The 25,874-nt window shown below is 63.5% G+C and carries 22 protein-coding genes and 1 tRNA gene; 16 read left to right on the top strand and 7 right to left on the bottom strand.

Features of this window, described 5'->3' with window-relative positions; translation table 11 throughout:
- Positions 1–59: 59 nt before the first annotated feature.
- The 4 genes from phbB to SR858_RS25710 all read left to right on the top strand — a co-directional run bounded on the left by phbB (position 60) and on the right by SR858_RS25710 (position 2,870).
- Positions 60–800, top strand: coding sequence for an acetoacetyl-CoA reductase (gene phbB, locus SR858_RS25725; protein WP_026637658.1), 741 nt, complete (start codon positions 60–62; stop codon positions 798–800).
- A gap of 92 nt (positions 801–892) precedes the next feature.
- Positions 893–1,849, top strand: a complete 957-nt coding sequence (gene pip / locus SR858_RS25720) for a prolyl aminopeptidase (RefSeq protein WP_019923962.1) — start codon at positions 893–895, stop codon at positions 1,847–1,849.
- Positions 1,850–1,951: 102 nt separating this feature from the next.
- The gene (locus tag SR858_RS25715) at positions 1,952–2,407 is read left to right on the top strand and encodes a DUF2721 domain-containing protein (protein ID WP_019923961.1); all 456 of its coding nucleotides are present in this window, start codon (positions 1,952–1,954) and stop codon (positions 2,405–2,407) included.
- 13 nt (positions 2,408–2,420) lie between these two features.
- Positions 2,421–2,870 (top strand): hypothetical protein, encoded by a 450-nt coding sequence (locus tag SR858_RS25710; RefSeq protein WP_026637657.1) that lies wholly within the window; start codon positions 2,421–2,423, stop codon positions 2,868–2,870.
- Here SR858_RS25710 and SR858_RS25705 read toward each other — a convergent pair whose 3' ends face one another.
- Complete coding sequence (locus tag SR858_RS25705; RefSeq protein WP_322534129.1) at positions 2,871–3,503, bottom strand: SRPBCC family protein; 633 nt, start codon at positions 3,501–3,503, stop codon at positions 2,871–2,873.
- 101 nt (positions 3,504–3,604) lie between these two features.
- On the opposite strand from SR858_RS25705, the gene SR858_RS25700 reads away from it, so the two are divergent.
- Positions 3,605–5,629, top strand: a complete 2,025-nt coding sequence (locus SR858_RS25700) for an NADPH-dependent 2,4-dienoyl-CoA reductase (RefSeq protein WP_026637656.1) — start codon at positions 3,605–3,607, stop codon at positions 5,627–5,629.
- A 9-nt stretch (positions 5,630–5,638) separates the two neighbouring features.
- Here SR858_RS25700 and ybaL read toward each other — a convergent pair whose 3' ends face one another.
- The 3 genes from ybaL to SR858_RS25685 all read right to left on the bottom strand — a co-directional run bounded on the left by ybaL (position 5,639) and on the right by SR858_RS25685 (position 10,188).
- Positions 5,639–7,366 carry a YbaL family putative K(+) efflux transporter gene (gene ybaL / locus SR858_RS25695; RefSeq protein ID WP_026637655.1) on the bottom strand — a complete coding sequence of 576 codons (1,728 nt, stop codon included), beginning with the start codon at positions 7,364–7,366 and terminating at the stop codon, positions 5,639–5,641.
- Between the two features lie 150 nt (positions 7,367–7,516).
- Positions 7,517–8,638, bottom strand: coding sequence for a beta-ketoacyl-ACP synthase III (locus tag SR858_RS25690; protein WP_019923956.1), 1,122 nt, complete (start codon positions 8,636–8,638; stop codon positions 7,517–7,519).
- Positions 8,639–8,763: 125 nt separating this feature from the next.
- On the bottom strand, positions 8,764–10,188 hold the full coding sequence (locus SR858_RS25685) for a S41 family peptidase (RefSeq protein ID WP_026637654.1): 1,425 nt from the start codon (positions 10,186–10,188) through the stop codon (positions 8,764–8,766).
- A gap of 355 nt (positions 10,189–10,543) precedes the next feature.
- Between SR858_RS25685 and SR858_RS25680 the strand changes: the two genes are divergently transcribed.
- The 4 genes from SR858_RS25680 to SR858_RS25665 all read left to right on the top strand — a co-directional run bounded on the left by SR858_RS25680 (position 10,544) and on the right by SR858_RS25665 (position 16,201).
- Positions 10,544–11,131, top strand: a complete 588-nt coding sequence (locus SR858_RS25680) for a hypothetical protein (RefSeq protein WP_019923954.1) — start codon at positions 10,544–10,546, stop codon at positions 11,129–11,131.
- Between the two features lie 141 nt (positions 11,132–11,272).
- Complete coding sequence (locus SR858_RS25675; RefSeq protein WP_051120386.1) at positions 11,273–13,315, top strand: M13 family metallopeptidase; 2,043 nt, start codon at positions 11,273–11,275, stop codon at positions 13,313–13,315.
- A 172-nt stretch (positions 13,316–13,487) separates the two neighbouring features.
- Positions 13,488–15,530 carry a M13 family metallopeptidase gene (locus tag SR858_RS25670; protein ID WP_019923952.1) on the top strand — a complete coding sequence of 681 codons (2,043 nt, stop codon included), beginning with the start codon at positions 13,488–13,490 and terminating at the stop codon, positions 15,528–15,530.
- 119 nt (positions 15,531–15,649) lie between these two features.
- Positions 15,650–16,201 carry a hypothetical protein gene (locus SR858_RS25665; RefSeq protein ID WP_322534127.1) on the top strand — a complete coding sequence of 184 codons (552 nt, stop codon included), beginning with the start codon at positions 15,650–15,652 and terminating at the stop codon, positions 16,199–16,201.
- Between the two features lie 151 nt (positions 16,202–16,352).
- On the opposite strand, the gene SR858_RS25660 is transcribed toward SR858_RS25665, so the two are convergent.
- The gene (locus SR858_RS25660) at positions 16,353–16,898 is read right to left on the bottom strand and encodes a c-type cytochrome (RefSeq protein ID WP_019923950.1); all 546 of its coding nucleotides are present in this window, start codon (positions 16,896–16,898) and stop codon (positions 16,353–16,355) included.
- A gap of 194 nt (positions 16,899–17,092) precedes the next feature.
- On the opposite strand from SR858_RS25660, the gene SR858_RS25655 reads away from it, so the two are divergent.
- The 6 genes from SR858_RS25655 (at position 17,093) to SR858_RS25630 (ending at position 23,534) form a co-directional block, all read left to right on the top strand.
- Positions 17,093–17,168 (top strand) — tRNA-Arg (locus SR858_RS25655).
- A gap of 358 nt (positions 17,169–17,526) precedes the next feature.
- Entirely contained in the window at positions 17,527–18,948 is a 1,422-nt protein-coding gene (locus SR858_RS25650) for an ATP-binding protein (RefSeq protein ID WP_019923949.1), read from the top strand.
- Positions 18,945–19,625, top strand: coding sequence for a response regulator (locus SR858_RS25645; protein WP_019923948.1), 681 nt, complete (start codon positions 18,945–18,947; stop codon positions 19,623–19,625). Before SR858_RS25650 ends, SR858_RS25645 begins: the two co-directional genes overlap by 4 nt.
- 21 nt (positions 19,626–19,646) lie before the next feature.
- A complete protein-coding gene (locus tag SR858_RS25640) occupies positions 19,647–20,375 on the top strand; it encodes a gluconate 2-dehydrogenase subunit 3 family protein (RefSeq protein ID WP_019923947.1) in 729 nt (242 codons plus the stop codon).
- A gap of 12 nt (positions 20,376–20,387) precedes the next feature.
- Positions 20,388–22,163, top strand: coding sequence for a GMC family oxidoreductase (locus SR858_RS25635; protein ID WP_019923946.1), 1,776 nt, complete (start codon positions 20,388–20,390; stop codon positions 22,161–22,163).
- Between the two features lie 9 nt (positions 22,164–22,172).
- A complete protein-coding gene (locus SR858_RS25630) occupies positions 22,173–23,534 on the top strand; it encodes a cytochrome c (protein WP_019923945.1) in 1,362 nt (453 codons plus the stop codon).
- Between the two features lie 105 nt (positions 23,535–23,639).
- Here SR858_RS25630 and SR858_RS25625 read toward each other — a convergent pair whose 3' ends face one another.
- On the bottom strand, positions 23,640–24,542 hold the full coding sequence (locus SR858_RS25625) for a LysR family transcriptional regulator (protein ID WP_019923944.1): 903 nt from the start codon (positions 24,540–24,542) through the stop codon (positions 23,640–23,642).
- A gap of 105 nt (positions 24,543–24,647) precedes the next feature.
- On the opposite strand from SR858_RS25625, the gene SR858_RS25620 reads away from it, so the two are divergent.
- Positions 24,648–25,406, top strand: coding sequence for a TauD/TfdA dioxygenase family protein (locus SR858_RS25620; RefSeq protein ID WP_019923943.1), 759 nt, complete (start codon positions 24,648–24,650; stop codon positions 25,404–25,406).
- A 9-nt stretch (positions 25,407–25,415) separates the two neighbouring features.
- On the opposite strand, the gene SR858_RS25615 is transcribed toward SR858_RS25620, so the two are convergent.
- Complete coding sequence (locus SR858_RS25615) at positions 25,416–25,865, bottom strand: hypothetical protein (RefSeq protein WP_154820095.1); 450 nt, start codon at positions 25,863–25,865, stop codon at positions 25,416–25,418.
- Between the last annotated feature and the right edge of the window lie 9 nt (positions 25,866–25,874).

Here is a 25,874-nt window from a genome sequence, read left to right as displayed (position 1 = left end):
CGGACCGTCCGCCGTGCGCGGCGGTCTGTTTTTCAAGTCACTTAACGAGGGGACAAAACATGGCACGAGTTGCATTGGTTACTGGCGGTATGGGCGGTTTGGGCGAAGCAGTGTGTTTCAAGTTGTCGGCGCTTGGTTATTGCGTGGTCACCACGTATTCGCCCGGTAACGCCAAGGTCGAGCAATGGCTGGCGACCACCCGCGACCAGGGCTTCAACTTCCGCGCCTATCCATGCGACGTGGCCGACTACGATTCGGCCCAGGCATGCATCGCCGCCATCGAGAAGGAAATCGGTCCGATCGACGTGCTGGTCAACAACGCCGGCATCACCCGCGACATGACCTTCAAGAAGATGGACAAGCCGAACTGGGACGCCGTCATGGCCACCAACCTGGACTCCGTGTTCAATATGACCAAGCCGGTGTGCGATGGCATGGTGGAACGCGGCTGGGGCCGTATCATCAATATCTCGTCGGTCAACGGCCAGAAGGGCGCCTTCGGCCAGACCAACTATTCGGCCGCCAAGGCCGGCATGCATGGCTTCACCAAGGCGCTGGCGCTGGAAGTGGCGCGCAAGGGCGTCACCGTCAACACCATCTCGCCAGGCTATATCGGCACCAAGATGGTCATGGAAATCCCGACCGAAGTGCTGGAAACCAAGATCGTGCCGCAAATCCCGATGGGCCGCCTGGGCAAACCGGAAGAAGTGGCGGGCCTGGTGGCCTACCTGTCGTCCGATGAAGCTGCTTTCGTTACCGGCGCCAACATCGCCATCAACGGCGGCCAGCACATGTCCTGATCGCCTGCCGGCGTGACGACAAGACGAGCCGGGATCGTTCGCGATCCCGGCTTTTTTACGTACAATCCGCTATCGTCGCCTGAAGGATTGCCATGTTCGACCCCCATTCCCCGCTGTTCCCGCCCACCGAACCCACCCGCCACGGCATGCTGGCCGTGGACGAGATCCACACCATTTATTGGGAAGAAGTGGGCAATCCGGATGGCATCCCAGTGATCTTCCTGCACGGCGGCCCCGGCGCCGGCCTGTCGCCGCAGCACCGGCGCTTTTTCGACCCCGAGCGCTACCGCGTGATCCTGTTCGACCAGCGCGGCGCCGGCAAGTCGGTCCCGGTCGGCGAATGCCGCAACAACACCACGCAATTGCTGATCGACGACATCGAGCGGCTGCGCCGCCAGTTCGGGATCGGCCAGTGGCTGGTGTTTGGCGGCTCGTGGGGTTCCACGCTGGCGCTGGCCTATGGCCAGGCCCATCCCGAGCGCTGCCTGGGGTTTGTCTTGCGCGGGATTTTCCTGTGCACCCAGCCCGAGATCGACTGGTTCCTGCACGGCGTGCAATGGTTTTACCCGGAACTGTACGAAGAATTCGTGGCGCCGATCCCGCAAGCCGAGCGTGGCGACCTGCTGGGCGCCTACGTGCGCCGCATCATGAGCGACGATCCGGCCGTGCATTGGCCGGCCGTGCGCGCCTGGAGCCGCTTCGAGGGCCGCCGCGTGTTCCTGCTGCCACAGCCCGAGGACGCGCCATGCGACGCGCTCGACCTCGGCGTCGGGCGCCTGGAATCGCACTACATGGCCAACCTCGGCTTTTTCAGCGACGACCAGCTGGTGCGCAACATCGGCCGCATCGCCCATTTGCCGGCCGTGATCGTGCAGGGCCGCTACGACGTGATCTGCCCGCCGCTGTCGGCGTGGCGCCTGCAGCAGGCGTGGCCGGGATCGGTGATGCGCATGATCCCGGACGCCGGCCATGGCGCCATGGAGCAAGGCATCGCGCGGGCCCTCGTGGCCGCAACCGAGCAGTTCTGGCGCCTCCGGGCTTTTGATTAGCGCGCTAAAGTTGGCCGGGCGGTGTGCCGGGCTGCTACACTAGCAACTCCCAGCAAGGACCGCCCGAAGAGGCCCAGTATCATTTTCAGCGTACCGTCATTTATGAATATTCAGCTCGGCGATATCGGCCACCTCATCCAGCTGGCCATTGCGCCGGTGTTCCTGTTGTCCGGCGTGTGCACCAACCTGATCGTGCTCACCAACCGCCTGGCGCGCATCATCGACCGCTCGCGCGTGCTCGAGGACCGGCTCGATATCGCTTACAGCGACATGTACATCAACGAGCTTGACGTGATGTACCGGCGCTCGCACCTGATCAACTATTCGATCGCCCTGTCCACCGCCTGCGGCCTGATGGTCTGCCTGGTGATCGCCATGCTGTTCTTCAGCGATATCACCGACATCGCGCTGGAAAAATACATTGCCGGCATGTTCGTGTTTTCCGTGTTCTGCCTGATCGGCAGTTTCTGCTACCTGCTGCGCGAAATCTTCATCGCCTCGGCCGCGATGCGCGCGCTGCGTCACGTGCGCCGTCCGCCGACCAAACAACCTGATTAGAATCGAGTTTTGTATGCATGACTACCAACGTCCTCCGACCTTGTACCGCTACGGCGTGCGCGAAGACCTGGAACTGGCGCTGACCCAGGGCCAGTTCATCCTGCGCGCAGCGCCGCCGTGCCTGGCACTGAGCTTTTCGCAAGTGTGGGACCGCAAGCTGTTCGACCTGTTTTCCGCCGACAGCTGCCTGGTCATCCACAACAGCGAAGAATTCGGTGAGCGCCTGCACCGCGCGGTGCAGCGCACCCTGCCCAACTGGGCCGGCATCGATGGCGTGGTGGAATACGGCGTGCGCGCCGCGCTAGGCGCCGCCTTCACCAAGACGGCGGCCGAGGCGCAGGAGCAGGAGTGGCTGTTCGCCTGGCGCGCCATGCAGCACGCCAGTTTGAACCCGGTGATGATCAAGCTGGGCAGCCTGGAAAACTTCGCCGAGCTGCGCGACCGCGATACCCGCCTGTCCTGATTATCTGGCCGGCGCCGGAGTGGTCGCTGGCGGGATCAGGATCGAATTGACGCTGGGCTGGCGGTCCTCGCGGCGGTCCAGGCGGGTGAGCACGGCGCGCATCATGTGCTCGACGTCCGACCGTATCATCTTCGAGCCGAACAGGCTGGGCACATAGAAATTGGGCATCATGCGGCCCTTGTACACCACCTTGGTGCCGCCGGTCTCGGGCACGGGGATCAGTTCCCAGCGCGCCTCGTAGTGTTTCATGTCGCCCGACACCAGGGCGATGTCGATGGCCGACATCGGCTGCTCGGTGGCGCGCACGATCAGGTGGATGGCCCGCGTCATGAACAGCAGCCGGGCCACGCCGAATTGCTCGATCATGACTTCGTTGCCATTGCGCGATAGCACCTTGCACGACTCCAGGTCGGGCACGAATTCGGTCATGCGTTCGTAGTTGGTGAGGATGCGCCACACGCGCGGCAACGGCGCGGCCACGACGCCGCTGGCGTCGAGTTCGTACATATGCTGACCGTCCACCTCCACCCGGTTGACCGACACCTCCAGCCGGGACGTGTCCGGTTTCGGTGTTTGCGCCATGGCCAGCGGGGCGGTGACACCTAACAACAGTAACAGAAGGAATCGCATCATTTTTCCAGCCTACGGGAAAGGGTGGCAGAATACAAGGGCAACACTCTCCCGTTACCTAACCGTAACCCTCCAGTATTTATCACAGGGCGCATACACACGGCATGGCATCCCTCCACCACCCGCATTTGCTCGCGCCCCTCGACCTCGGTTTTACGACCCTGAAGAACCGCGTGATCATGGGCTCGATGCATACCGGGCTCGAAGACCGCTTTTATCACTACGGCAAACTTGCCGCATTCTATCGCGAACGTGCGCGCGGCGGAGTCGGATTGATCGTTACGGGCGGCATCTCTCCCAACCGCGCAGGCTGGCTGTTGCCCTTTGGAGGGACCCTGAACTGGCGCGGCGACATCTTCAATCACCGCAAGGTCACCAGCGCCGTGCACGAAGAGGGCGGCAAGATCCTGTTGCAGATCCTGCATGCCGGGCGTTATGGCTACCAGCCGCTGGTGGTGTCGGCATCGGCCAAACAATCGCCGATCTCGCCGTTCAAGCCGCGCGCGCTCACCGAGGCCGGCATTGAAGCCACCATCCGCGACTACGCGCGCTGCGCCCGGCTGGCAAAGGCTGCCGGCTACGACGGCGTGGAAATCATGGGCAGCGAAGGCTATTTGCTCAACCAGTTCCTGTGCGCGCGCGCCAACCTGCGCACCGACCGCTGGGGCGGCCCTATCGAACACCGCATGCGCCTGCCGGTCGAGATCGTGCGCCGGGTGCGCGCCACGGTCGGCACGGACTTCATCATCATGTACCGCCATTCGCTGCTCGATCTGGTGGAAGGGGGCAATACCTGGAACGAGGTGGTGACTGTTGCCCAGGCATTGCAGGGCGCGGGCGTGAATATCCTCAACAGCGGCTACGGCTGGCACGAGGCGCGCGTGCCCACCATCGTGACATCGGTGCCGCGCGCCGCGTTTGCCGGCCTGGCTGGGCGGCTGCGCCAGGCCGTCACCATTCCGGTGGTGGCGTCGAACCGCATCAATATGCCGGCCGAAGCAGAAAGCATCCTGGCGCGCGGCGACGCCGACCTGGTCTCGATGGCGCGGCCGTTCCTGGCCGACGCCGAATTCGTCAACAAGGCCGCTTCGGGCCGCGCCGACGAAATCAATACCTGCATCGGCTGCAACCAGGCGTGCCTCGACCATACGTTCGCCAACCAGCGCGCCAGCTGCCTGGTCAACCCGCGCGCCTGCCACGAGACCGAGCTGGTGTACGCGCCGCCTGCGCAGGCGCGCCGCATCGCCGTGGTGGGGGCGGGCCCGGCCGGTTTGTCGGCCGCAGTAGTGGCGGCGCAGCGCGGCCACGAGGTCACCTTGTTCGAGGCGGCTACTGCCATCGGCGGCCAGTTCCGCATTGCCATGCAGATCCCGGGCAAGGAAGAATTTTCCGAAACCATCCGTTATTTCGGGCGCCAGCTGGCGCTGCTGGGTGTGGCGGTGAAACTCGGCGTGCGCGCCACGCGCCAACAATTGCTGGCTGACGGCTACGATGACATAGTGGTGGCGACAGGCGTCAAGGTGCGGCTGCCGGCCATCGCCGGCATCGATCACCCGAAGGTGCTGTCGTACCTGGACGTGCTGCGCGACAAGGCGCCAGTGGGCAAGCGGGTGGCGATCATCGGCGCGGGCGGCATCGGCTTCGACATGGGTGAATTCCTGCTGCACGATCCGGCCCACCCGCTGCCGCAACCGGTGGACGCCTGGGCCGGCGAATGGGGCGTGGACCTGCATGGCGACGCCCGCGGCGGCCTGGTACCGCCGGCGCAGCCGCAGCCACAGCGCCAGTTATACCTGCTGCAGCGCAAGCTGTCGAAGCCGGGTGCGGGACTGGGCAAGACGTCGGGCTGGGTGCACCGCGCGGTGCTGGCGAGACATGGCGTGGTGATGCTGGCGGGCGTGCAATACGACCGCATCGACGACCACGGCCTGCACATCACGGTTGGTGGCGAGCAGCGGTTGCTGGCAGTCGATAACGTGGTGATTTGCGCGGGGCAGGAGAGCCTGGTGGAGTTGCTGCCGGCAGCAGCGGACCCGCGCTTCCATCGGATCGGCGGCGCCGCGCTGGCGTCGGAACTCGACGCCAAGCGGGCCATCAGGGAGGGGGCCGAGCTGGCCGCGCGGCTTTAGCTGGCGCTGTTAGTGCCCGCCACCTTGCTTGCGCTCGAAATTCTTGATCACGAAGTCGGTCATGCCGTTGGCCAGCTCTTCCTCGCCCATGAAGATCTTGGCCGGCAATTCGCTGCGCAGCAGTTCCGCTTCCTCGTCGCTGTGCGTGCGCACCACTGTCTTGATGTTCGGGTTGAGCAGGCGCGCGGTTTCCACCATGGCGCGCACGTGGAAGGTGTCTGGCGTGGCAATCACCAGCATGCTGGCGCGGGCCACGTGGGCCTGGATCAGCACCGCCGGCTCGCCGGCATTGCCGGCCACTGCATGGATGCCCTTGCGGCGCAGTTGATCGACCACTTCGCGATTTTGCTCGGCCACCACGAACGGGATGCTGTGCTTGAGCAGCACCTCGGCAATGCGGCGGCCCACGCGGCCGTAACCGACCAGCACCACCTGGCCGTCGAGATGTTCGTGCGGCACCGACATCGGCAGTTCGGCCAGCGGATCGGCCGCGCGCTCGAGGTTGGAAATCACCGAACCGTCACGGGTGAGCCAGCGCTCGAGCGGTTTTGTCACGCTGAAGACGACCGGGTTCAGCGCGATCGAGATGATGGCGCCTGCCAGGATCAGGCTCTGGCCCTCGGCCGGCATCAGGCCGAGCGACATGCCCAGCGCGGCCAGGATGAACGAGAATTCGCCGATCTGCGCCAGGCTGGCCGAGACCATCAGCGCCGTCTTGGCCGGGTAGCGCAGCAGCACCACCAGCAGGAACGCCGCCACCGACTTGCCAAACACGATAATCGCCACCACCGCCAGCAACTTGAGCGGCTGTTCGGTGACGATGGCCGGCTCGAACAGCATGCCCACCGAGACGAAGAACAGTACGGCAAACGCGTCGCGCAGCGGCAGCGACTCTTGCGCGGCGCGGTGCGCCAGTTCCGATTCGCGCAGCACCATGCCGGCAAAGAATGCGCCCAGCGCGAACGACACGCCGAAGAAATGGGTGGAGCCGTAGGCGATACCGACGGCAGCGGCGATCACGCACAGCGTAAACAGTTCGCGCGAGCCGGTGCGCGCCACTTGCCACAGGATCCAGGGGAACAGCTTGCGGCCGACCACCAGCATCAGCGCGATAAACGCGGCAACCTTGCCCAGGGTGATGGTGAGCGTGCTCCACAGATCGACTTCGCCGGCGGGAATCGCCACGCCGTGGGCGTCCATGGTGGTGCCGCCAAGGGAGCCGGCCACGGCGGGCAGCAGCACCAGCACCATCACGGTCACCAGGTCTTCAACCACCAGCCAGCCGACCGCGATGCGGCCGTTGAAACTATCGAGGATGCCGCGCTCCTCGAGCGCGCGCAGCAGCACCACGGTACTGGCCACCGACAGCGCCAGCCCGAAAACCAGGCCGCCACCGATGCTCCAGCCCCACCAGTGCGCCAGCCCCATGCCCATGCCGGTGGCCACCGCGATTTGCAGCACCGCGCCGGGCAGCGCCACCTTGCGCACCGCCCACAGGTCGTCGAGCGAGAAGTGCAGGCCCACGCCGAACATCATCAGCATCACGCCGATCTCGGCCAGCTGGGCAGCCAGCGCGGCATCGGCCACGAATCCCGGTGTTGCCGGTCCCAACATGATGCCCGCAGCGAGATATCCCACCAGCGCCGGTAATCGCAAGCGCGTTGCTATATAACCAAGGACGAGACCAAATCCAAGTGCGGCGGCAATGGTGGTAATCAGACTGATGTTGTGGGGCATGCGGGGGGGACTCCTCTGAAAGATTGTTGGAAAACAACCCAAGAGTAGCACATCACACGGCAATTGCTGTCAAAAAATGCAAACCACCAGCCAATTAGTTGGAACTTCTGCCATCCCCGGGGAGCCGGGGACGCCGAAGTGGTCATTTAATTAAACTTTTCGCAACACCACGCAACCGATCGAATAGCCGGCGCCGAACGAGCACAGCACGCCCAACTGTCCCGCCGCCATATCGTCCGAATGTTTATGAAAGGCAATAACCGAGCCGGCCGACGAGGTGTTGGCGTAGCTGTCGAGGATGACCGGCGCTTCGCCCGGCTCGGCATCGCGGCCCAGCACCATGCGGCTGATTAACAGGTTCATGTTGAGGTTGGCCTGGTGCAGCCAGTAGCGGCTGACATCGGACACTTGCAGGCCGGCGTGGGCGATGGTGTCCTTGATCATTTCGGCGGCCATCGGGCACACGTCCTTGAATACCTTGCGGCCCTGCTGGCGGAACAGCTTGTCCGGCTGGCCCACGCCCGCTTCGTCGAAGCGGTTGAGGAAGCCGAAGTTGTTACGGATATTGTTGGAGAAGCTGGTTTTCAGCTTGGTATCGAGGATTTCCCAGCGGTGTGCGCCCCTGGCGTTCTCGGCCAGTTCCACCACCACGGCGGTGCAGGCATCGCCAAAAATGAAATGGCTGTCGCGGTCGCGCCAGTTCAGGTGGCCGCTGGTGATTTCCGGGTTGAGGACCAGCACCGCGCGGGCCTGGCCGCTTTGCACGGCCGCCACCGCCTGCTGGATGCCGAAGGTGGCCGACGAGCAGGCCACGTTCATGTCGAAGCCGTAGCCGTCGATACCGAGCGCGGCCTGTACTTCCACCGCCATGGCCGGGTAGCCGCGCTGCATATTGGAGCAGGCGACCAGCACCATGTCGATATCGGCCGGGGTGCGGCCTGCGCGGTCGAGCGCCTGGTGGGCCGCTGCCACGCAGATTTCTGCCTGCAACGACAGTTCGTCGTCGCCGCGTTCGGGAATGTGCGAGACCATGCGCTGCGGATCGAGAATGCCGGCTTTTTCCATTACAAAGCGCGACTTGATGCCGGACGCCTTTTCGATGAACGCCACGCTCGACGGCTCGAGCGCGGTGACGGTGCCGGCCTCGATGGCGGCGGCATGGTCGGCATTGAACTGCGCCACGTAGGCATTAAAACTTTCGACCAGTTCCTCGTTGGAAATCGACTGCGATGGCGTAAAAAGACCGGTACCGCTGATGACGGCTTGTTTCATGATTAAGCTTTCAAATGGGGCAATGGCGAGTGCCAATAGTGGAGCAAATTCTACACAATGGCTGCACGTTACGCGCAAATAAAAGCGGCGCCCGAAGCGCCGCTCTAAAATCGTGATGTCGCGCCTTACTTGCCCAGATTGGCCTGCACCACCGTGGTCTCCGGCTTGGCGAACTGCACCGGCTTGCCCTTGAGGCGGTTGAGCGCCTGCGCCAGCTGGAAGTCGTCGCTGCTGCCGTATTCGAGCGGCTTGCGCTGCTTTTCCATGGCAATGATGCGCAGTTGCTCTTCCAGTTCGTCGCGCTTGCTTTGCGCGCCCTCCTGCTCGCGGTCGTTGGACAGGTGCTTGGCCAGGTCGGCCTCGCGCGTGCGCAGCGCGTTGACGCCGTCGCCGTCGGCGTATTCATCGACCAGCAGGTCGGGTGTAATCCCCTTGGCCTGGATCGAGCGGCCCTTGGGCGTGTAGTAGCGCGCAGTGGTCAGCTTGACGGCGGTGTCGGCGGTGAGCTGGCGGATGGTTTGCACCGAGCCCTTGCCGAAGGTTTGCGTGCCCATGATCTCGGCGCGCTGGTAGTCCTGCAAGGCGCCCGCGACGATTTCGGAGGCCGAGGCCGAACCGGTATTGACCAGCACCACCATCGGCACTTGCTTGAGGGCCTCGGGCAGCTTGGCCAGCGCATCGGTATCGGCGTGCAACTGGTAATACTCGGGGCGGCCGTAATACACGGTTTTCTGCTCGGCCAGCTGGCCGTTGGTCGAGACGATTGCCTGGTTTTTTGGCAGGAAGGCTGCCGCCACACCGATCGCGCCTTGCAGCACGCCGCCGGGGTCGTTGCGCAAGTCCAGCACCAGGCCCTTGATGTGCGGGTCTTGCTTGTAGAGCTCGGCAATTTTCTCGGCCATGTCATCGACCGTCGGTTCCTGGAACTGCGAAATGCGCAGCCAGGCGTAGCCCGGTTCGATCAATTTACCCTTTACGCTTTTCTGGATGATTTCCTCGCGCGTGAGGTTGAACACCAGCGGTTCCTGCTCGCCCTTGCGCAACACGGTCAGCGCCACTTTCGAGTGCGGCTCGCCACGCATCAGCTTGACCGAGTCGTCGAGCGGCATACCCTTCAACGGCGTATTGTCGAGGCGGCTGATCAGGTCGCCCGGCTTGATGCCGGCGCGCCAGGCCGGCGAGTCTTCGATCGGCGCGACGATCTTGATGTAGCCGTCCTCGCTGGGGCCGATCTCGATGCCGAGGCCGACGAACTTGCCTTGCGAACCTTCGCGCAGTTCGGCATACGCCTTTTTGTCGAGGTAGGCCGAGTGCGGATCGAGCGAGGCCACCATGCCGGAGATGGCTTCGGTCAGCAGCTTCTTGTCTTCCACCGGTTCCACGTAGTCCGATTTGATCAGGCCAAACACATCGGCCAGTTGGCGCAATTCCGCCAGCGGCAGCGCCGGCACGGCCGGCTTTTGCGCCATCGCCGAAAACTGCAGCGACAGGGCCACGCCGGCCACCACGCCCAAGCCGATCAACCCGGAATTCTTTAGTTTCTTGCCCATGTTTCACCCGAAAGAGAGAGCAGCGTGCACCTGCATTGAAACGAGTATAAACCTGATTCCCAGCAAACGTAGTAGCCCTCCCGAAATCATTTATAACTTTACGGCGATTTACAACGCGTCGCGTTGACATTTAAAGTAGCCCAATTCCCAACTGGTGAAACGGCAATTGTGACGGTTTGTATTGGGTGTATCCCACGTTCACGGCCGTAAGCATTTGTAAGAATTTTGTGGATCGTGATTTTCGCGGCCTACACTGAACTCGTATTTCTCTCTACCCTGAAGTGGTTTTTGCCTGCGCCCCAAAAAGCGCAGGCTTTTTTTTGCCCTGCGCAGGCCTTACCCTGGAGTTATCCCTATGCGTTCTATCTTGCCGTTTTCCCTGCGCCGCCTGGCCGCCGCGCTGGCGCTTGGCGCCATGTTGTCGCCAGCGTTTGCCGTGCCCGTGATGGACATGCGCGCCGAAGATTTCCTGCCGCTGGCCGCCGACCTCAAGCAGCAACTCAAGCTCAACGCCAACCAGCAGACACTGTGGCAGCAAACCGAGAGCCGCACCCGCAACCTGCTGCGCGAGCGCAAGTCGCGGCGCGAACGCCTGCAGGCGGCCGCACTGACCGCTGCGCAAACGCCCGGCGTGGAACTGCGCGATGTCGCCCGCACCGTGGAAGCGGAAAGCACCGCGTCCGCGAGCGAGGAAAAGCAGTTGCGCGAATGGTGGCTGATCGTCAATGACGCGCTGGACGAAACCCAGCGCGGCATCGTTGCCCAGCAACTCAATGAACACCTGCTGCGGGTGCAGGACAACGGCGGCCCCGGTCCCGGCCGTGGCGAGCGCCGCGACGACGGCGGCGAACATCGCGGTGGCGGCCGCAAGGGCGGCGGCCAGGGTGGCATGGGCATCGGCGTGGGCGCCGGCGGCGCCAGCATGAGCCTGCCCGGCGGCTGACCCGCCCGCTGTGTATCGTAAAGTAACTGGGCGGTAACACGCGTCCTGTGGCGTTAGAATATTCGCGCGGCAACCCGGCGCTGCATGAACCATGCAAGTGCCGGGTACGCTTTCGGACGTTTTGACCTAAAAGGACACGTAGTGAAAAAATATTTGCTGACCACCCTGGCACTGAGCCTGGCCACCGCCTTTGCCGGCGCTGCCGACACCCCGGCGCCTGCCGCCGTGTCTTCCGGCATCGAGCTGAAAAACATGGACACCAGCGTGCGTCCGCAAGACGATTTCTATGCCTACCAGAATGGCGGCTGGGTCAGGAACACCGAGATCCCGGGCGACCGCGCACGCTGGGGTTCGTTTATCCAGTTGCAGGAGAACACCTTGCCGCAGCTGCGCGCCATCATCGAAGCGGCTGAAAACGACAAGGCCCGCAAGGCTGGCAGCAATGCGCAAAAGCTCGGCGACCTCTACGCCAGCTACATGGACGAGGCCAGGCTCGATGCGCTGGGCGTCAAGCCGCTCGCCGGTGAACTGAACCGCATTCGCGGCGTCAAGGACAAGAAGGCCTTCCCGATGCTGATCGCCCACCTGGACCAGATCGGCGTGACCGTGCCGTACAGCGTCTATGTGCGCCAGGATGCGCGCGAATCGACCAAGTACGCGGTCGGCATTTCGCAAAGCGGCCTGGGCTTGCCGGACCGCGACTACTACCTGAAAAAGGACGACGCCAAACTGGCCGCCATCCTGGTCAAATACGAAGCCCACGTGGCGAAAATCCTCGAGCTGGCCGGCGCGCAAAACCCGCAGGCCAGCGCCAAGGCCATCGTTGCGCTGGAAACCGCGCTGGCCGAAGCGCAGTGGACCAAGGTGCAAAACCGCGACCCGGTCAAGCGCTACAACAAGGTGCCGTTTGCCAAGCTGGGCGAACTGGCGCCAGGCTACGACTGGAACCACGCGCTGGCATCCGCCGGCGTGGGCAGCAAGACCGACTACGCAATCGTCAACCAGCCGAGCTTCCTGACCGGCTATACCGCCGTCCTGGAAAAAACCGACCTGGCCACCTGGAAAGCATACTTTGAATGGCAGTTGCTGCGCAGTGCGTCGCCTTACCTGTCGAAGCCGTTTGCCGATGCCGACTTCGATTTCTACAGCACTGCGCTGACCGGCGTGGCCGTCAAGCAGGACCGCTGGAAACGCGGCGTGGGCCTGGTCGAACGCGCGCTGGGCGAGGCCCTGGGCCAGGCTTACGTGGCGCAACACTTCCCGCCCGAGCGCAAGGCGCGCATGGACGCCCTGGTGCAAAACCTGATGGCCGCGTACAAAACCAGCATCGACGGCCTGGACTGGATGGGCCCGGAAACCAAGCGCGAAGCGCAAGATAAACTGTCCAAGTTCCGTCCCAAGATCGGCTACCCGAGCAAGTGGCGCGACTACGCGTCGCTGGTGATCGTCAAGGGCGACCTGGTGGGCAACGTGTTGCGTGCTTCGAGCTTTGCTCACCAGCGCATGGTCAACAAGCTCGGCAAGCCGATCGACCGCGAAGAATGGAGCATGACGCCGCAAACCATCAACGCCTATTACAGCTCGACGATGAACGAGATCGTGTTCCCGGCGGCGATCCTGCAGCCGCCGTTCTTCGACGTGAACGCCGACGATGCCGTCAATTATGGCGCCATTGGCGCCGTGATCGGCCATGAAATCAGCCACGGCTTCGACGATGGCGGCAGCCAGGCCGACGGCGACGGCAATCTGCGCGACTGGTGGACCGCCACCGACCGCGCCAACTTCAAGGCCAAGGCCGACGCGCTGGTCAAGCAGTACAACGGCTACAGCCCGCTGGCCGGCTACCATGTCAACGGCGCGCTGACACTGGGCGAGAACATTGCCGACAACAGCGGCATGGCGATCGCCTACAAGGCCTATAAATTGTCGCTGGGCGGCAAACCGGCGCCGGTGATCGACGGCTTTACGGGGGAGCAGCGCTTCTACCAGGGCTGGGCGCAGATCTGGCGTGCCAAGGCGCGCGAGGCGCAGCAAATCCTGATGATCAAGACCGACTCGCACTCGCCCGGCGAATTCCGCGCCAACGGCACCGTGGTCAACCAGCCCGGCTTCTACGAAGCGTTCGGCGTCAAGCCTGGCGACAAGCTGTACGTGGCGCCGCAAGAGCGCGTGATTATCTGGTAAAAAAGCCGGAAATACGCCGCCTGGCCCTGCGGCGATGCCGTCTGTCGCAAACCGCTTGCGACCGTTGGTGTTTTTATATATAACTTCATGGCTGGCCAAGCGTACTTTCTTGGCCTTTTTGTATTCCTCATTCAAAGGATTTTTCGTGAAACGTCATCTCGTAAGTGCACTGATGCTGAGCCTGATCGCAGGCCTGGCAGGCGCTGCGGACAACACCACCAGTGTGACTCCTGCCAGCACCCAGCAAGCCAAAGCGCCGACCTCCGGCATCGCCGTCGAATACATCGATCCGGCCGTGCGCGTCCAGGACGACCTGTTTACCCACATGAACGGCAAGTGGCTCGCGACGACCGAGATCCCGGCCGACAAAGCCAGCTGGGGCAGCTTTGCAAAGCTGCGCGACGACATCCAGCCGCAACTGCGCACCATCATCGAAAACGCCGCCAACGCCAAGGACAAGGCGGCCGGCAGCGACACGCAACGCATTGGCGATTTCTACGCCAGCTTCATGGATGAGGCCAGGCTCGAGCAACTGGGCGTGGCGCCGTTGAAAGGCGAGTTCGCCCGCATCGCCGCGCTGAAAGACAAGAAGCAATTGCCAGCGCTGATCGCGCACTTCAACAAGATCGGCGTGAGCACCCCGTACGGCTTCGCCATCCACCAGGACAACAAGGATTCGACCAAGTACGTGGCCGACCTGTACCAGGATGGCCTGGGCCTGCCGGACCGCGACTACTACCTGAAAGCGGACGACAAGAAGCTGGCCGACACCCTGGCCAAGTACGAACAGCACATGGCCAAGATGCTGACCCTGGCTGGCGACAACAACGGACCAGCGAGCGCGCGCGCGGTGGTGGAATTCGAAAAACAACTGGCCAAGCTGCAATGGACGAAAGTAGAACTGCGCGATCCGATCAAGGCCTACAACAAGGTCGATGTCGCCAAGCTGAACACGCTGGCGCCGGGCTACGACTGGAAAGCCTACCTGGCCGATGCCGGCATCGGCGGCAAAGTGAACTACGTGATCGTCAGCCAGCCGAGCTACATGAAAGGCATGACCGCGCTGCTGAACAAGACCCCGGTCGAGACCCTGAAAGCGTACTTCCAGTGGCACACCGTGCGCGCGTTCGCACCGTACCTGAACAAGTCGTTCGTCGATGAAAACTTCGCCTTCTATGGCACCGTGCTAAGCGGCGTGACCGAGCAGCGTCCACGCTGGAAACGCGGCGTCTCGGTCGCCGAAGGCGCGCTGGGCGAAGCAGTGGGCAAGCTGTACGTGGCCGAGCAATTCCCGGCCGACCGCAAGGCGCGCATGGAAGCGCTGGTGAACAACCTGCTGGCGTCGTACAAGACCAGCATCGACACCCTCGATTGGATGAGCCCGGTCACCAAGAAGCAGGCGCAAGCCAAACTGGCCAAGTTCACCACCAAGATCGGCTACCCGAACAAGTGGCGCGACTATTCGGCGCTGACCGTATCGAAAGACGATCTGGTGGGCAACGTGATCCGTTCGCACGAGTTCGAGTACAACAAGGAAATCAACAAGCTGGGCAAACCGATCGACCGCGACGAGTGGGGCATGACGCCGCAAACCGTCAACGCCTACTACAACCCGGAAATGAACGAGATCGTGTTCCCGGCCGCCATCCTGCAAGCGCCGTTCTTTGATGCGGCTGCCGACGACGCCGTCAACTACGGCGCCATCGGCGGCGTGATCGGCCACGAAATCAGCCACGGCTTCGACGACCAGGGCGCCCAGTACGACGGCGACGGCAACCTGCGCGACTGGTGGACCAAGGCCGACCACAAGAACTTCGCCACCAAGACCAAGATGCTGGTCGAGCAGTACAACCAGTTCAGCCCGCTGCCTGGCTACCACGTCAACGGCGAACTGACCCTGGGCGAAAACATCGCCGACAACAGCGGCATCGCGATTGCCTACAAGGCGTACAAGTTATCGCTGAATGGCAAGGAAGCCCCGGTGATCGACGGCCTGACCGGCGACCAGCGCTTCTACATGGGCTTTGCGCAAGTGTGGCGCATGAAGATGCGTGAAGCGGCGCAGATCCAGCAGATCAAGACCGATCCGCACTCGCCAGGTCAGTTCCGCGCCAACGGCCCGATGCGCAACCAGCCAGGTTTCTACGACGCCTTCGGCGTCAAGCCGGGCGACAAGATGTACCTGGCGCCGAAAGACCGCGTAATCATGTGGTAAGTCGGTAGCAGGTGATGTAAAAGGCGGCGTTGGCGACAACGCCGCTTTTTTTATGCGCGCCGATACGGTCCCGTGTAAACTATCGCATCGTCCCAACCCCGGAAGCCGAACCCATGCGTATGCGTGCCTTACTCCCCCTGACCGCCATGCTCGCCCTGAGCGCCTGCGGCGACTCCTACAAGCCGGTTGACGTCTACATGGCTGCCACGCCCGAGTGCAAGGATTGGCAGGAAGGCTCGCGCTTCGACCTGCCGCGCGGCATCAGCGTTTCGACCACGCCGCCGGTCACGCTCGAAGGCGGCGGCGCCGAGTTTACCTTTGTCTATTTCGTGCCACGCGGCCAGCGCGCCCGTTTCCTCTCGCGCGACTACAACGTCACGGCGCCGCGCGGCGCCGTGATCGCCAAGGCCGAGCTGGTGACGTTCTACCAGCGCGCCATCAACTCGCGCGCCGAGATCGTCGACGTCATCCCCAAGGTGCCGGACATGCTGGTGGCCGGCGCCACCGCCGACGAAACCATCTGGCGCGTGCGCCTGCGCGTGAAAGACAAGCTGCCCGAGCGCTTCGACGTGGTGCCGCCAGCGTTTGAAATCGCCCTGACCGAATACCCGATGCGCACGTTCACCTACCGCTACTTCCCCGAGCGCAAAGCCTACGGTCTCTGCCGCTAACTTCGGGGTCAGTGCCGACATTCGGACACGAACTGAGCCTTGTAGCTGTTGGGCTTGTGTCTAAATGTCGGCACTGACCCTGAAGTGGGAGGTTAAAGCGGGGTGCAAAAAAACCGGTCGCGATGGACCGGTTTTTTTATGGAGTGCTGGTTTATTTGGCGGGTTCTGCCGGAGTTTCGGCAGCGGCCGGGGCGGCTGGCACTTCCGGTTCCTTGAACTTGGCGCCCGACTGGTTGGCCATGAAGACCACGGCGCGCGCGACTTCGACGTCGTCGAGGTCGGGATTGCCGCCCTTGGCGGGCATGGCGCGCAAGCCTTCGATGGCGTGCTTGAGGACGGTATCGTAACCTTGCGCGATACGCGCCGACCAGCTGCCGGCATCGCCCACCTTGGGCGCGCCTGCCACGCCGGCGCCGTGGCAGGCCGCACAGGTGGAGTTGTAGATGGCGTCGCCCGCTTGCAGCACCTTGGGCGCGTTCACATCCTTGAAGGTGAAGCCGGTATCGGCCACCGGCGCGATGCGGGTGGCGATTTCCTCGGGCGCCTGGCTGTTGGAACCGGCGCCGGTAAGCTTGTCCGTGGTGACATACTGGACCAGCAGGATGATGCCGATCACCGTGACCAGGAAGAAGCCGACCACGGCTCCCACCAGTTGTTTGGGCGTTTTAATGATGGATTCGTTGTGTGCGTCGCTCATGATGTCCTTGAAGTCTGTGCCGGGTTGCGTGCCGAATTACCGATCGAGCTGCCTTGCAAAACCTTTATCAAACGGCCGATTATAGGCTCAAAAATCGGCACAGGGAAACTTCAACATGGTTAAAACGACACGCGCCGATGGACGTGAGCCAATAAAACCGGTATCCTACGGCACACCTTCAAGGTTCCCCCCGCGCGGCTGTAGCTCAGTGGATAGAGTATTGGCCTCCGAAGCCAAGGGTCGCTGGTTCGATTCCAGCCAGCCGCACCAGAAATTCCCGTAAAATCAATTGCTTATGTTATTAAGCCAGTTCTGTAGCGGCATGCACAGCAGGGTTTTATCGTCTCCAGGCATCTTTCCTCCGCAGTTCGCTTTCCTCCTCCTGTCACGCCAAGTCATCCCCACTCGCACCGCTATCGGTTGCCCGTGAGTGTATATGGCTGCTGATCGCGTGCTTTTATCCCCGTAGTGACCTAAAAATTTATTGTTCTTTTTGATGTCAATCAAAATAGCTTGAAATATCGCGTAGTAGAGGAACTGCCACACAATTGTGAAGTTTCTGTGAAGAATCATTAGCCTGCAACCGTGCACCCTTGTTGTGCACTGCGCTGCGTGGCTAAATATACCGATGGTTAAAATCGGTATTACCGCTCGTCTGTTCCTGTCGCTGTTGATCGTCAGCCTGCTGACGGCCGTTGGCGTCGGCTTCGGCACGCGCTGGAGCTTTCAGCGCGGCTTCCAGGGCTACCTGAACGAGGTCGAATCGCGGCGCATGGAGGCGATGGCGGAAGAGCTGGCGCAGGCGTACCAGGAGCACGGCGGCGACTGGCAGTTCATGCGCGGCAACCGCGCCGCGTGGGAGCGGACCACCGGCGCCATCGGCCGCGAACGCGCCACCGCGCCGCGCACCGGCATCGATGCCGATGCCGGCGGCAGCTCCATCTATTACGCGGTGCCGGACAAGGCGCCGCGCCGGCTCGGCCTGTTCGACATGGCCGGCAACCACCTGGCCGGCAACCTGCAAACAGGGCCGTCCTTGCGCTACCAGCCGGTCCTGGTCAACGGCCAGCCGGTCGCCACCCTGGTCGGCGCGCCGCTGCGCGGCTTGCAGGAAGAAGCGGAGCAGGGCTTTTTGTTGCAGCAGCAGCGCGACAGTGTGCTGATCGGGATTGCCACGCTGGTGCTGGCCGCAATGGCCGCCTTGCTGCTGGCGCGCAGCTTTGTGGCGCCCACGCGGCGCCTGATCCATGCCGCCGCCAAGGTAGCGGCCGGCGATTACGCGGTGCGGGTTCCGCGCGGCCAGCGCGACGAGCTGGGCACGCTGGCGCACAACTTCAACATCATGGCCGCCACCCTCGAGAGCAACGAGGCGCTGCGTCGCCATTTCATGGCCGACCTGTCGCACGAGCTGCGCACGCCCTTGTCCGTGTTGCAGGCCCAGCTCGAAGCGATGGAAGACGGCCTCGAACCTACCGACACCGCCAGCCTGGTGCTGCTGCAGGACGAAGTGGCGACCTTGTCCCGGCTGGTCGAAGACATGCGCCAGATTACCCTGTCCGAAGTGGGCGCCTTCGGCTACCAGCGCGAACCGCTCGACCTCGGCGCCCTGTTGGAAAGTGAGCTGAACAAGTGGCGCGAGCCGCTGGCCCACGCCGGCATGGCGGTCAATACAGGGATGCTGCCGCACCTGACCGTGGAGGGTGACACGATCCGCCTGCGCCAGCTGCTGCGCAACCTGTTCAACAACGCGCTGCGCCACGCCGAGGGCGCTACTGAACTGCACGTCGCGTTGCACGTCCACCGCCAGCAAGCCGTGCTCACCATCACCGACGACGGCCACGGCGTGAACGATGCCGCGCTGACCATGCTGTTCGAACGCTTCTGGCGCGGCGACAGCGCCCGCACCCGCGCCACCGGCGGCAGCGGCCTGGGGCTGTCGATCTGCCGCAGCATCGTCAGTGCCCACGGTGGCGACATCGGCGCCAGCCATGCCGCGCCGACCGGCCTGTGCATCACCATCACGCTGCCGCTGGCACAGCAAGCATCATGAGCGCCCAGCACATCCTGGTGGTCGAAGACGAGCTGCGCCTGGCGCGGCTGCTGGTCAGCTATTTGCAGGCCGCCGGCTACCGCGCCACGGCCCAGCACGACGGCCTGGCGGTGCAAGCCACGGTGGCGGCAGGCGACGTCGACCTGATCCTGCTCGACTGGATGTTGCCCGGCATCGACGGCCTGACCCTGTGCCGCGCGCTGCGCGCGTCCAGCGACATTCCCATCATCATGATGACCGCACGCGCCCAGGAGGAGGACCGTCTCGACGGCCTCGACGGCGGCGCCGACGATTACATCTGCAAGCCCTTCAGTCCGCGCGAAGTGGTGGCCCGCGTGCGCGCGGTGCTGCGCCGCCGCCCGGCTGGCAGTCCCAAGCCGGGCTTGCAGATCGACGAGCAGGGCGTGCGCGCCTTTTTGCATGGCGCCGAGCTGCCATTGACGCCGGTGGAGTTCCGCCTGCTGAAAATGTTGCGCGACGCGCCCGGGCAAGCCTTGTCACGCGATGACTTGCGCGGCGGTGTGTACGAGGACCGGCGCATCGTGCATGACCGCACGATCGATACGCATGTCAAAAACCTGCGCCGCAAGCTGGAGGAAGCCGGCCTGGCTGAAGCGATTTCAGCCGTCTATGGGGTCGGTTATCGATGGGAGGCGCGCAGCGCGCGTGCGTCCTGAAATTTCACAAGGAGAAAGCAAATGTCTGACGACAACCAGTCGCGGTCGCGGCGTAGTCTGATCAAGAGCATGGTGTTCATACCGATGGGTGTGGCCGGTGCTGCCGGCGCCGTGCGCGCCCTGCAACCGGCCCACGCGGCCGACGCCATCGCGCCCGAAGGCAAACCGAACGACTACAAGCCATCGTTTTTCAACGCCAACGAATGGCGCTTCCTCGGTGCGGCAGTCGATCGCCTGATCCCGCACGACGAACACGGCCCCGGCGGCATCGAATCGGGCGTGCTCGAATTCCTCGACCGCCACATGCAAACCCCGTACGCGGCCGGCGACATCTGGTACATGCAGGGCCCGTACCTGAAGGCCGCACCGGAGTTCGGCTACCAGGGCAAGCTGGCGCTGCGCGACATCCTGCGCGTGGGCATCAAGGCCTTTGATGGCTATGTCACCAGCCAGAACCCGGGCAAGGTGTTTGCCGACCTCGACAAGAAGGCGCAGGAAGACTTGCTCAAGGCGGCCGAAAAGGGCGAGCTGAAGTGGGAAGACATGTCGTCGAAACTGTTCTTCTCCAACCTGCTCAATGAAACCCGCAACGGTTACTTTGCCGACCCCAAGCATGGCGGCAACAAGAACATGGGCGCCTGGAAAATGATCGGCTATCCCGGCATGCGCGCGGATTACCTCGACTGGGTCGAAGTCAGGGACAAGCCTTACCCGATCGGTCCCGTAGACCTCGCCGGCCGTCGCGGATAACAAGGAAAAACAATGAGCATCGTAAAAAATAAAGTAGACGCCGTCATCGTCGGCGCCGGCTGGACCGGCGCCATCATGGCCAAGGAACTCACGGACGCGGGCTTGTCCGTCGTCATTCTCGAACGCGGCCCGGACCGCGACACGCAACCGGACTTCGCCTACCCGCGCGTGGTCGATGAGCTCGAAGGCTCGGTCCACCGCAAGTACCTGCAATCGCTGGCCAAGGAAACCGTCACCGCGCGCCACAGCGTGAACGACATCGCCGTGCCGTATCGCCAGATGGGTTCGTTCAAGCCCGGTACCGGCGTCGGTGGCGCCGGCTCGCACTGGTCGGGCGCGCACTTCCGCGCCTTGCCTGAAGATTTTAAAGTGCGCAGCAACCTCGAGCAGCGCTACGGCAGGAAATTCATCCCCGCCAACATGACGGTACAGGATTTTCCGGTCACGTACGACGAACTAGAACCGCACTTCGAACACTTCGAATACGTGTGCGGCACGTCCGGCAAGGCCGGCATCATCAACGGCCAGTTGAGCGAAGGCGGCAACCCGTTCGAAGGTTCGCGCAAGAAGGAATATCCGCTGGGACCCAACCCCAACTACCTCGGCGCCGAATGGTTTTACAAGGCCGCCAAGGAAAAGGGCTACCACGCGTTCCCGATTCCCGCATCGAACGCCTCGGGCGTGTACACCAACCCGTACGGCTGCCAGATGGGGCCGTGCAACGCGTGCGGCTTCTGCTCCGATTACGGCTGCCTCAATTATTCGAAAGCCAGCCCCAACGCCTGCATCTTCCCGGTATTAAAGGGTCGCAAGAATTTCGAGATGCGCACGCTGGCGCAAGTGCTGAAAGTGAACCTGACCGGCGACAAGAAAAAAGCCACCGGCGTCACGTACCTCGATGCACAAGGGCGCGAAACCGAGCAACCGGCAGACCTGATCCTGCTGTGTGCGTTCTCGCTGTTCAATGTGCACATGATGCTGGTGTCGGGCATCGGCAAGCCGTACGATCCGGCCACCAAGACCGGCACCGTCGGCCGCAACTACTCGTATCAGAACTTGAACCGCGTGGTGATGTTCTACGATAAAACCGTGCATGCCAACGGTTTTATCGGCATCGGCGGTGGCGGCGCCACGTTCGACGACTTGAACGGCAACCGCAACGATAGCGCCCAGACCGGCTACATCGGCGGCGGCATCATCTGGGCGCGCCAGCCCGGCGCCGGCCCCGTGCGCGGCATCCAGACCGAGCCCGGTGTACCGAACTGGGGCAGCGCCTGGAAGAAGGGCGTCAAGGATTCCTTCCTGCACTCGTTCTATTACGAGGTGCAGGGTTCGTGCATGTCGTACGACGATGCCTACCTCGATCTCGACCCGACCTACAAGGATGCGTTCGGCCGCCCGCTGCTGCGCATGACGTTCGACTGGCACGACAACGAAATCAAGGCGTCGCAATACCTGGTGGAAAAAGCGACCGACATGTGCAAGGTGCTGGGACCGAAGGCGATGAAGGGCGACGCCAAGAAAGACGGCACCCACTACAACATCACCCAGTACCAATCGACCCACACCTGCGGCGGCGCCATCATGGGCAGCGATCCGAAGACGTCGGCGCTGAACCGCTACCTGCAGTCGTGGGACGTGTCGAACGTGTTTGCGCCGGGCGCCAACGCCTTCCCGCAAAACAACGGCTACAACCCGACCGGCATGGTCGGCGCGTTGACGTACTGGGCCGCCACGGCCATCCGCGAGCTGTATCTGAAAAGCCCCGGCCCGCTGGTCCAGGCTTAAGGAGTGCGCATGAACACTGTGAAAAAATTATTGTTGACCGCCGTGGGTCTGGGCGTGATCGGCGTGGGTGGTGCATACCTGTACGCCTCGCAAGCGACGCCGACCAGGAACATCGGTCCCGGCACCGTCAACCTGGCAACGCCGAGCGCGCAACTGATCGAGCAGGGCAAGTACATCGCCACCGCCGGCGACTGTATCGCCTGCCACACGGCGCCGAATGGCAAGCAGTTTGCCGGCGGCCTGTCGATGGCGACGCCGATTGGCGCCCTGTACAGCACCAACATCACGCCCGACAAGGCGACCGGCATCGGCAACTACAGCCTCGACGATTTCGACCGGGCGGTGCGCCACGGCATCACGCCGCACGGTACTACGCTGTATCCGGCCATGCCGTATCCGTCGTACGCCAAGATCAGCGACGACGACCTGCGTGCGCTGTACGCGTACTTCATGCATGGCGTGGAACCGGTCTCGAACGCCAACCGGTCCAGCGAGATCAGCTGGCCGCTGTCGCTGAACTTCCCGCTGGCGATCTGGCGCAAGATGTATGCGCCGCCGGTTGAACCGCTGGTACTCAACAAGTACGAAAGCGCAATGCTGGCGCGCGGCGCCTACCTGGTGCAGGGCCTCGGTCACTGCGGCGCCTGCCATACGCCGCGCGCATCGACCATGCAGGAGCTGGCGCAGGACGAGTCGAGCCCGGCCTACCTGTCCGGCGGTCCCGTGATCGACGGCTGGCTGGCGGTCAACCTGCGCGGCAATCCGGCCGGCGGCCTGGGGCGCTGGACCGAGCAGGACATCGTCGATACGCTGTCGAAAGCACGCAACGATCACTCGGCCGTGGTGGGTACGCCAATGGCGGAAGTGGTGTCGCACAGCACCCAGCACATGACGAAAGAGGATTTGACGGCGATGGCCGCCTATCTGAAGTCGCTGTCGCCGGGACTGGCCGAAAAAGCGGCCTACAAGGAGAGCAATGCCACTGCGCTGGCCTTGAAATCCGGACGTGAAGATGGTCGCGGCGCGCAGCTGTACCTCGACAACTGCGCCGCCTGCCACCGTACCGACGCCAAGTCCAACGGCAAGGTGTTCCCTGCGCTGGCCGGCAACCCGAGCGTGCTGTCCGACGATGCAACCTCGTTGATCAAGCTGATCCTGGAAGGCAGCAAGCTGCCATCGACCAAGGCGGCGCCATCGGACCTGGGCATGCCCGGCTTCGCCTGGCGCCTGTCGGACGAAGAAACGGCGCAACTGGTTACCTTCGTGCGCCAGAGCTGGGGTAACGAGGCGTCGGCCGTGAGTGTCGGTGACGTCGCCAAGCTGCGCAAGCAGGTCAAGGCTGAAACCGGAGGCGCTACCGCAGCGCACTAACCGCACGCTGGCAAAACCAGGCCTGCTGCCGTAGCGATTACGGCGGCAGGCCTTTGCCATTCTTAAGAGCACATGTGCGAGCGGTACGGGCAGGTAACTGCCTTTCTACTCACCCGACAACGCCCCCTGCAACAGGTCGATCAGCAGCCGGATCTTGGCCGAGCCGCGCCGGCTGGCCGGATACACGGCGTAGATGCCGATGTCCATCTGGCCCGGGTTGGCTTCGTAACCGGGCAATACGGCCACCAGGGCGCTGTTGTCGAGGTCGCCTTGCACGAGCCAGGCCGGCAGCAGCGCCAGGCCCATGCCGTCGCACGCGGCCAGGCGCAGCACTTCGCTGTTGTTGACCGTGAGCGATCCCGTCACTTCCACCTCGGTTGTTTCCGCATCGCTGCGCAGGTGCCAGCTGTGGCGGCTGGCGCCGTAGGCGAACTGCAGGCAGTTGTGACCGGCCAGGTCAGCCGGGGTGCGCGGCGTGCCGTGGCGCGCCAGGTAGGCGGGACTGGCGACGATGTGGCGCCGGTGACCGGCCAGCTTGCGGGCGATCAGGTTCGGCTGTTGTGGCGGGCTGCCGATGCGGATCGCGACATCGATCGCTTCATCGACCAGGTGGGTGACGCTGTCGGCCAGGCGCAGGTCGAGGCGCAGGCGCGGGTAGCGCTCGGCCAGGCCGGGCAGCAGCGGCGCCAGGTAGCGGATGGCCAGCGTGACGGGCGCTGCCACCCGCAGCAGGCCGTGCAGCTCGCCGTTGCCGCCGCCGGCCGCGTCGTCGGCCTCGTCCAGCGCAGCGAGGATCTGGTTGGTGTGCTCGAGGTAGGTGCGGCCGCTGTCGGTCAGCGTGATGCTGCGGGTGGAGCGGTTCAGCAGCGGCGTGCCCAGGCGCTGCTCGAGCGCATCGACCAGGCGCGTGACCGACGAGGTGGCCACGCCCAGCTGGCGGGCGGCGGCGGAAAACCCACCATGACTGGCCACCAGGCTGAAAGCGTTGAGTTCGGCGAAGCGGTCCATGGTGGCGTTGCGCAGCGCGCAAAAGTGTTGGCGATTGCGCCCATATTATCAGCACCGCCAGAACAATCTATAGTGAATTCATATACGAATGGCTGAGGAGGCCTTATGAAACTCACTGCACACAACCAAGGTTTTGGCGCCACCATCGAAGAACTCGACCTGCGCGACGCCAACCCCGCCATGGGCCGCGACTTGCGCGCCGCGCTGGTCGAACACGGCTTGCTGGTGATCCGGGACCAGACCCTGGCGCCCGAAGAACAACTGGCCGCCACCCGCCTGTTCGGCACGCTGGAGGTGTTTCCCACCGTGCGCGGGCAATTGCCGGGCTTACCCGAAATCTTCCGCGTGGCCAGCCGGCCCGAGGACGGCCACGTCGAGGTGGGCCGCTATTGGCATTCGGACGGATCGTTCCGCGACGATCCGACCCCGGTCAGCTTCTGGTACACGGTCGTGCAATCGGACCAGGGCGGCGACACGCTGTTTACCGACCTGCAGCAGGCATATGCGGAACTCAACGACGAGATCCGCACGGAATTTGACGCCCTCAGCACCGCCCACCGCAACGGCGTGGTGCACCCGCTGGTGCTGCGGCACCCGTACACTGGTGTGCCGGGCCTGTACTTGAACGTGGGCCTGACTGCCGGCGTGCTTGGCTACAACAGCGAACAGTCGCGCGAAGTGATGGCCGCGATCGACCGCCATTATTCGCGGCCCGGCGCCAGCTACCGCCATCACTGGCTGCCCGGCGACGTGGTGGTGGCCGACAATTTACGGGTTGCCCACAAGGCCACGCCGCTGACGGCGGACAGCCGGCGCATCCTCAACCGCACCACCGTGCGGGCCGACGGGGTGATCTGGCAGTAGCGGCGCCGTTTACCGCAGCACGGTACACATCAGCCAGATGTCGCCGTGCTCGCGCACGTCGGCCTGCAGGGTACCGAACTTGGTGTCGCGGCTGTAGCCGGCGGGCCCTTTTTTGAGATTGGCCGCCTTGGCCACATCTTCCAGGCGGGCTCCGGGCAGCACGGCAATATAGGTATCGACCTCGGCGCCGCTCGCGCTGACACGGGTCACGTCGAGGTTGAAAGGCCGTACCGGCTTGGGCAGTTGAAAACTGTCGGCAACGCCGTCGGCAGTCGGCTTGGCGCCAAAGCGGCGGAGCGATTTTTGTACCCCGACGGATTTTCCTGTGGGTAACTCGCAGCGCAGCGCCTGTTCGATAAGCACAGAGGGCGGGGCAGCATCGGCCGCCGCAGGGGCCGAAATACTGAACCATGTTGTTGCCAGCAGCAGGGCAAGCAACGAGCGTGAGGAACGGGACATGTGAGCCTT

The organism is Duganella zoogloeoides (genome assembly GCF_034479515.1).
Taxonomy (GTDB): Bacteria; Pseudomonadota; Gammaproteobacteria; order Burkholderiales; family Burkholderiaceae_D; genus Rugamonas; species Rugamonas zoogloeoides.
This window is presented reverse-complemented; position numbering and strand designations above follow the sequence as displayed.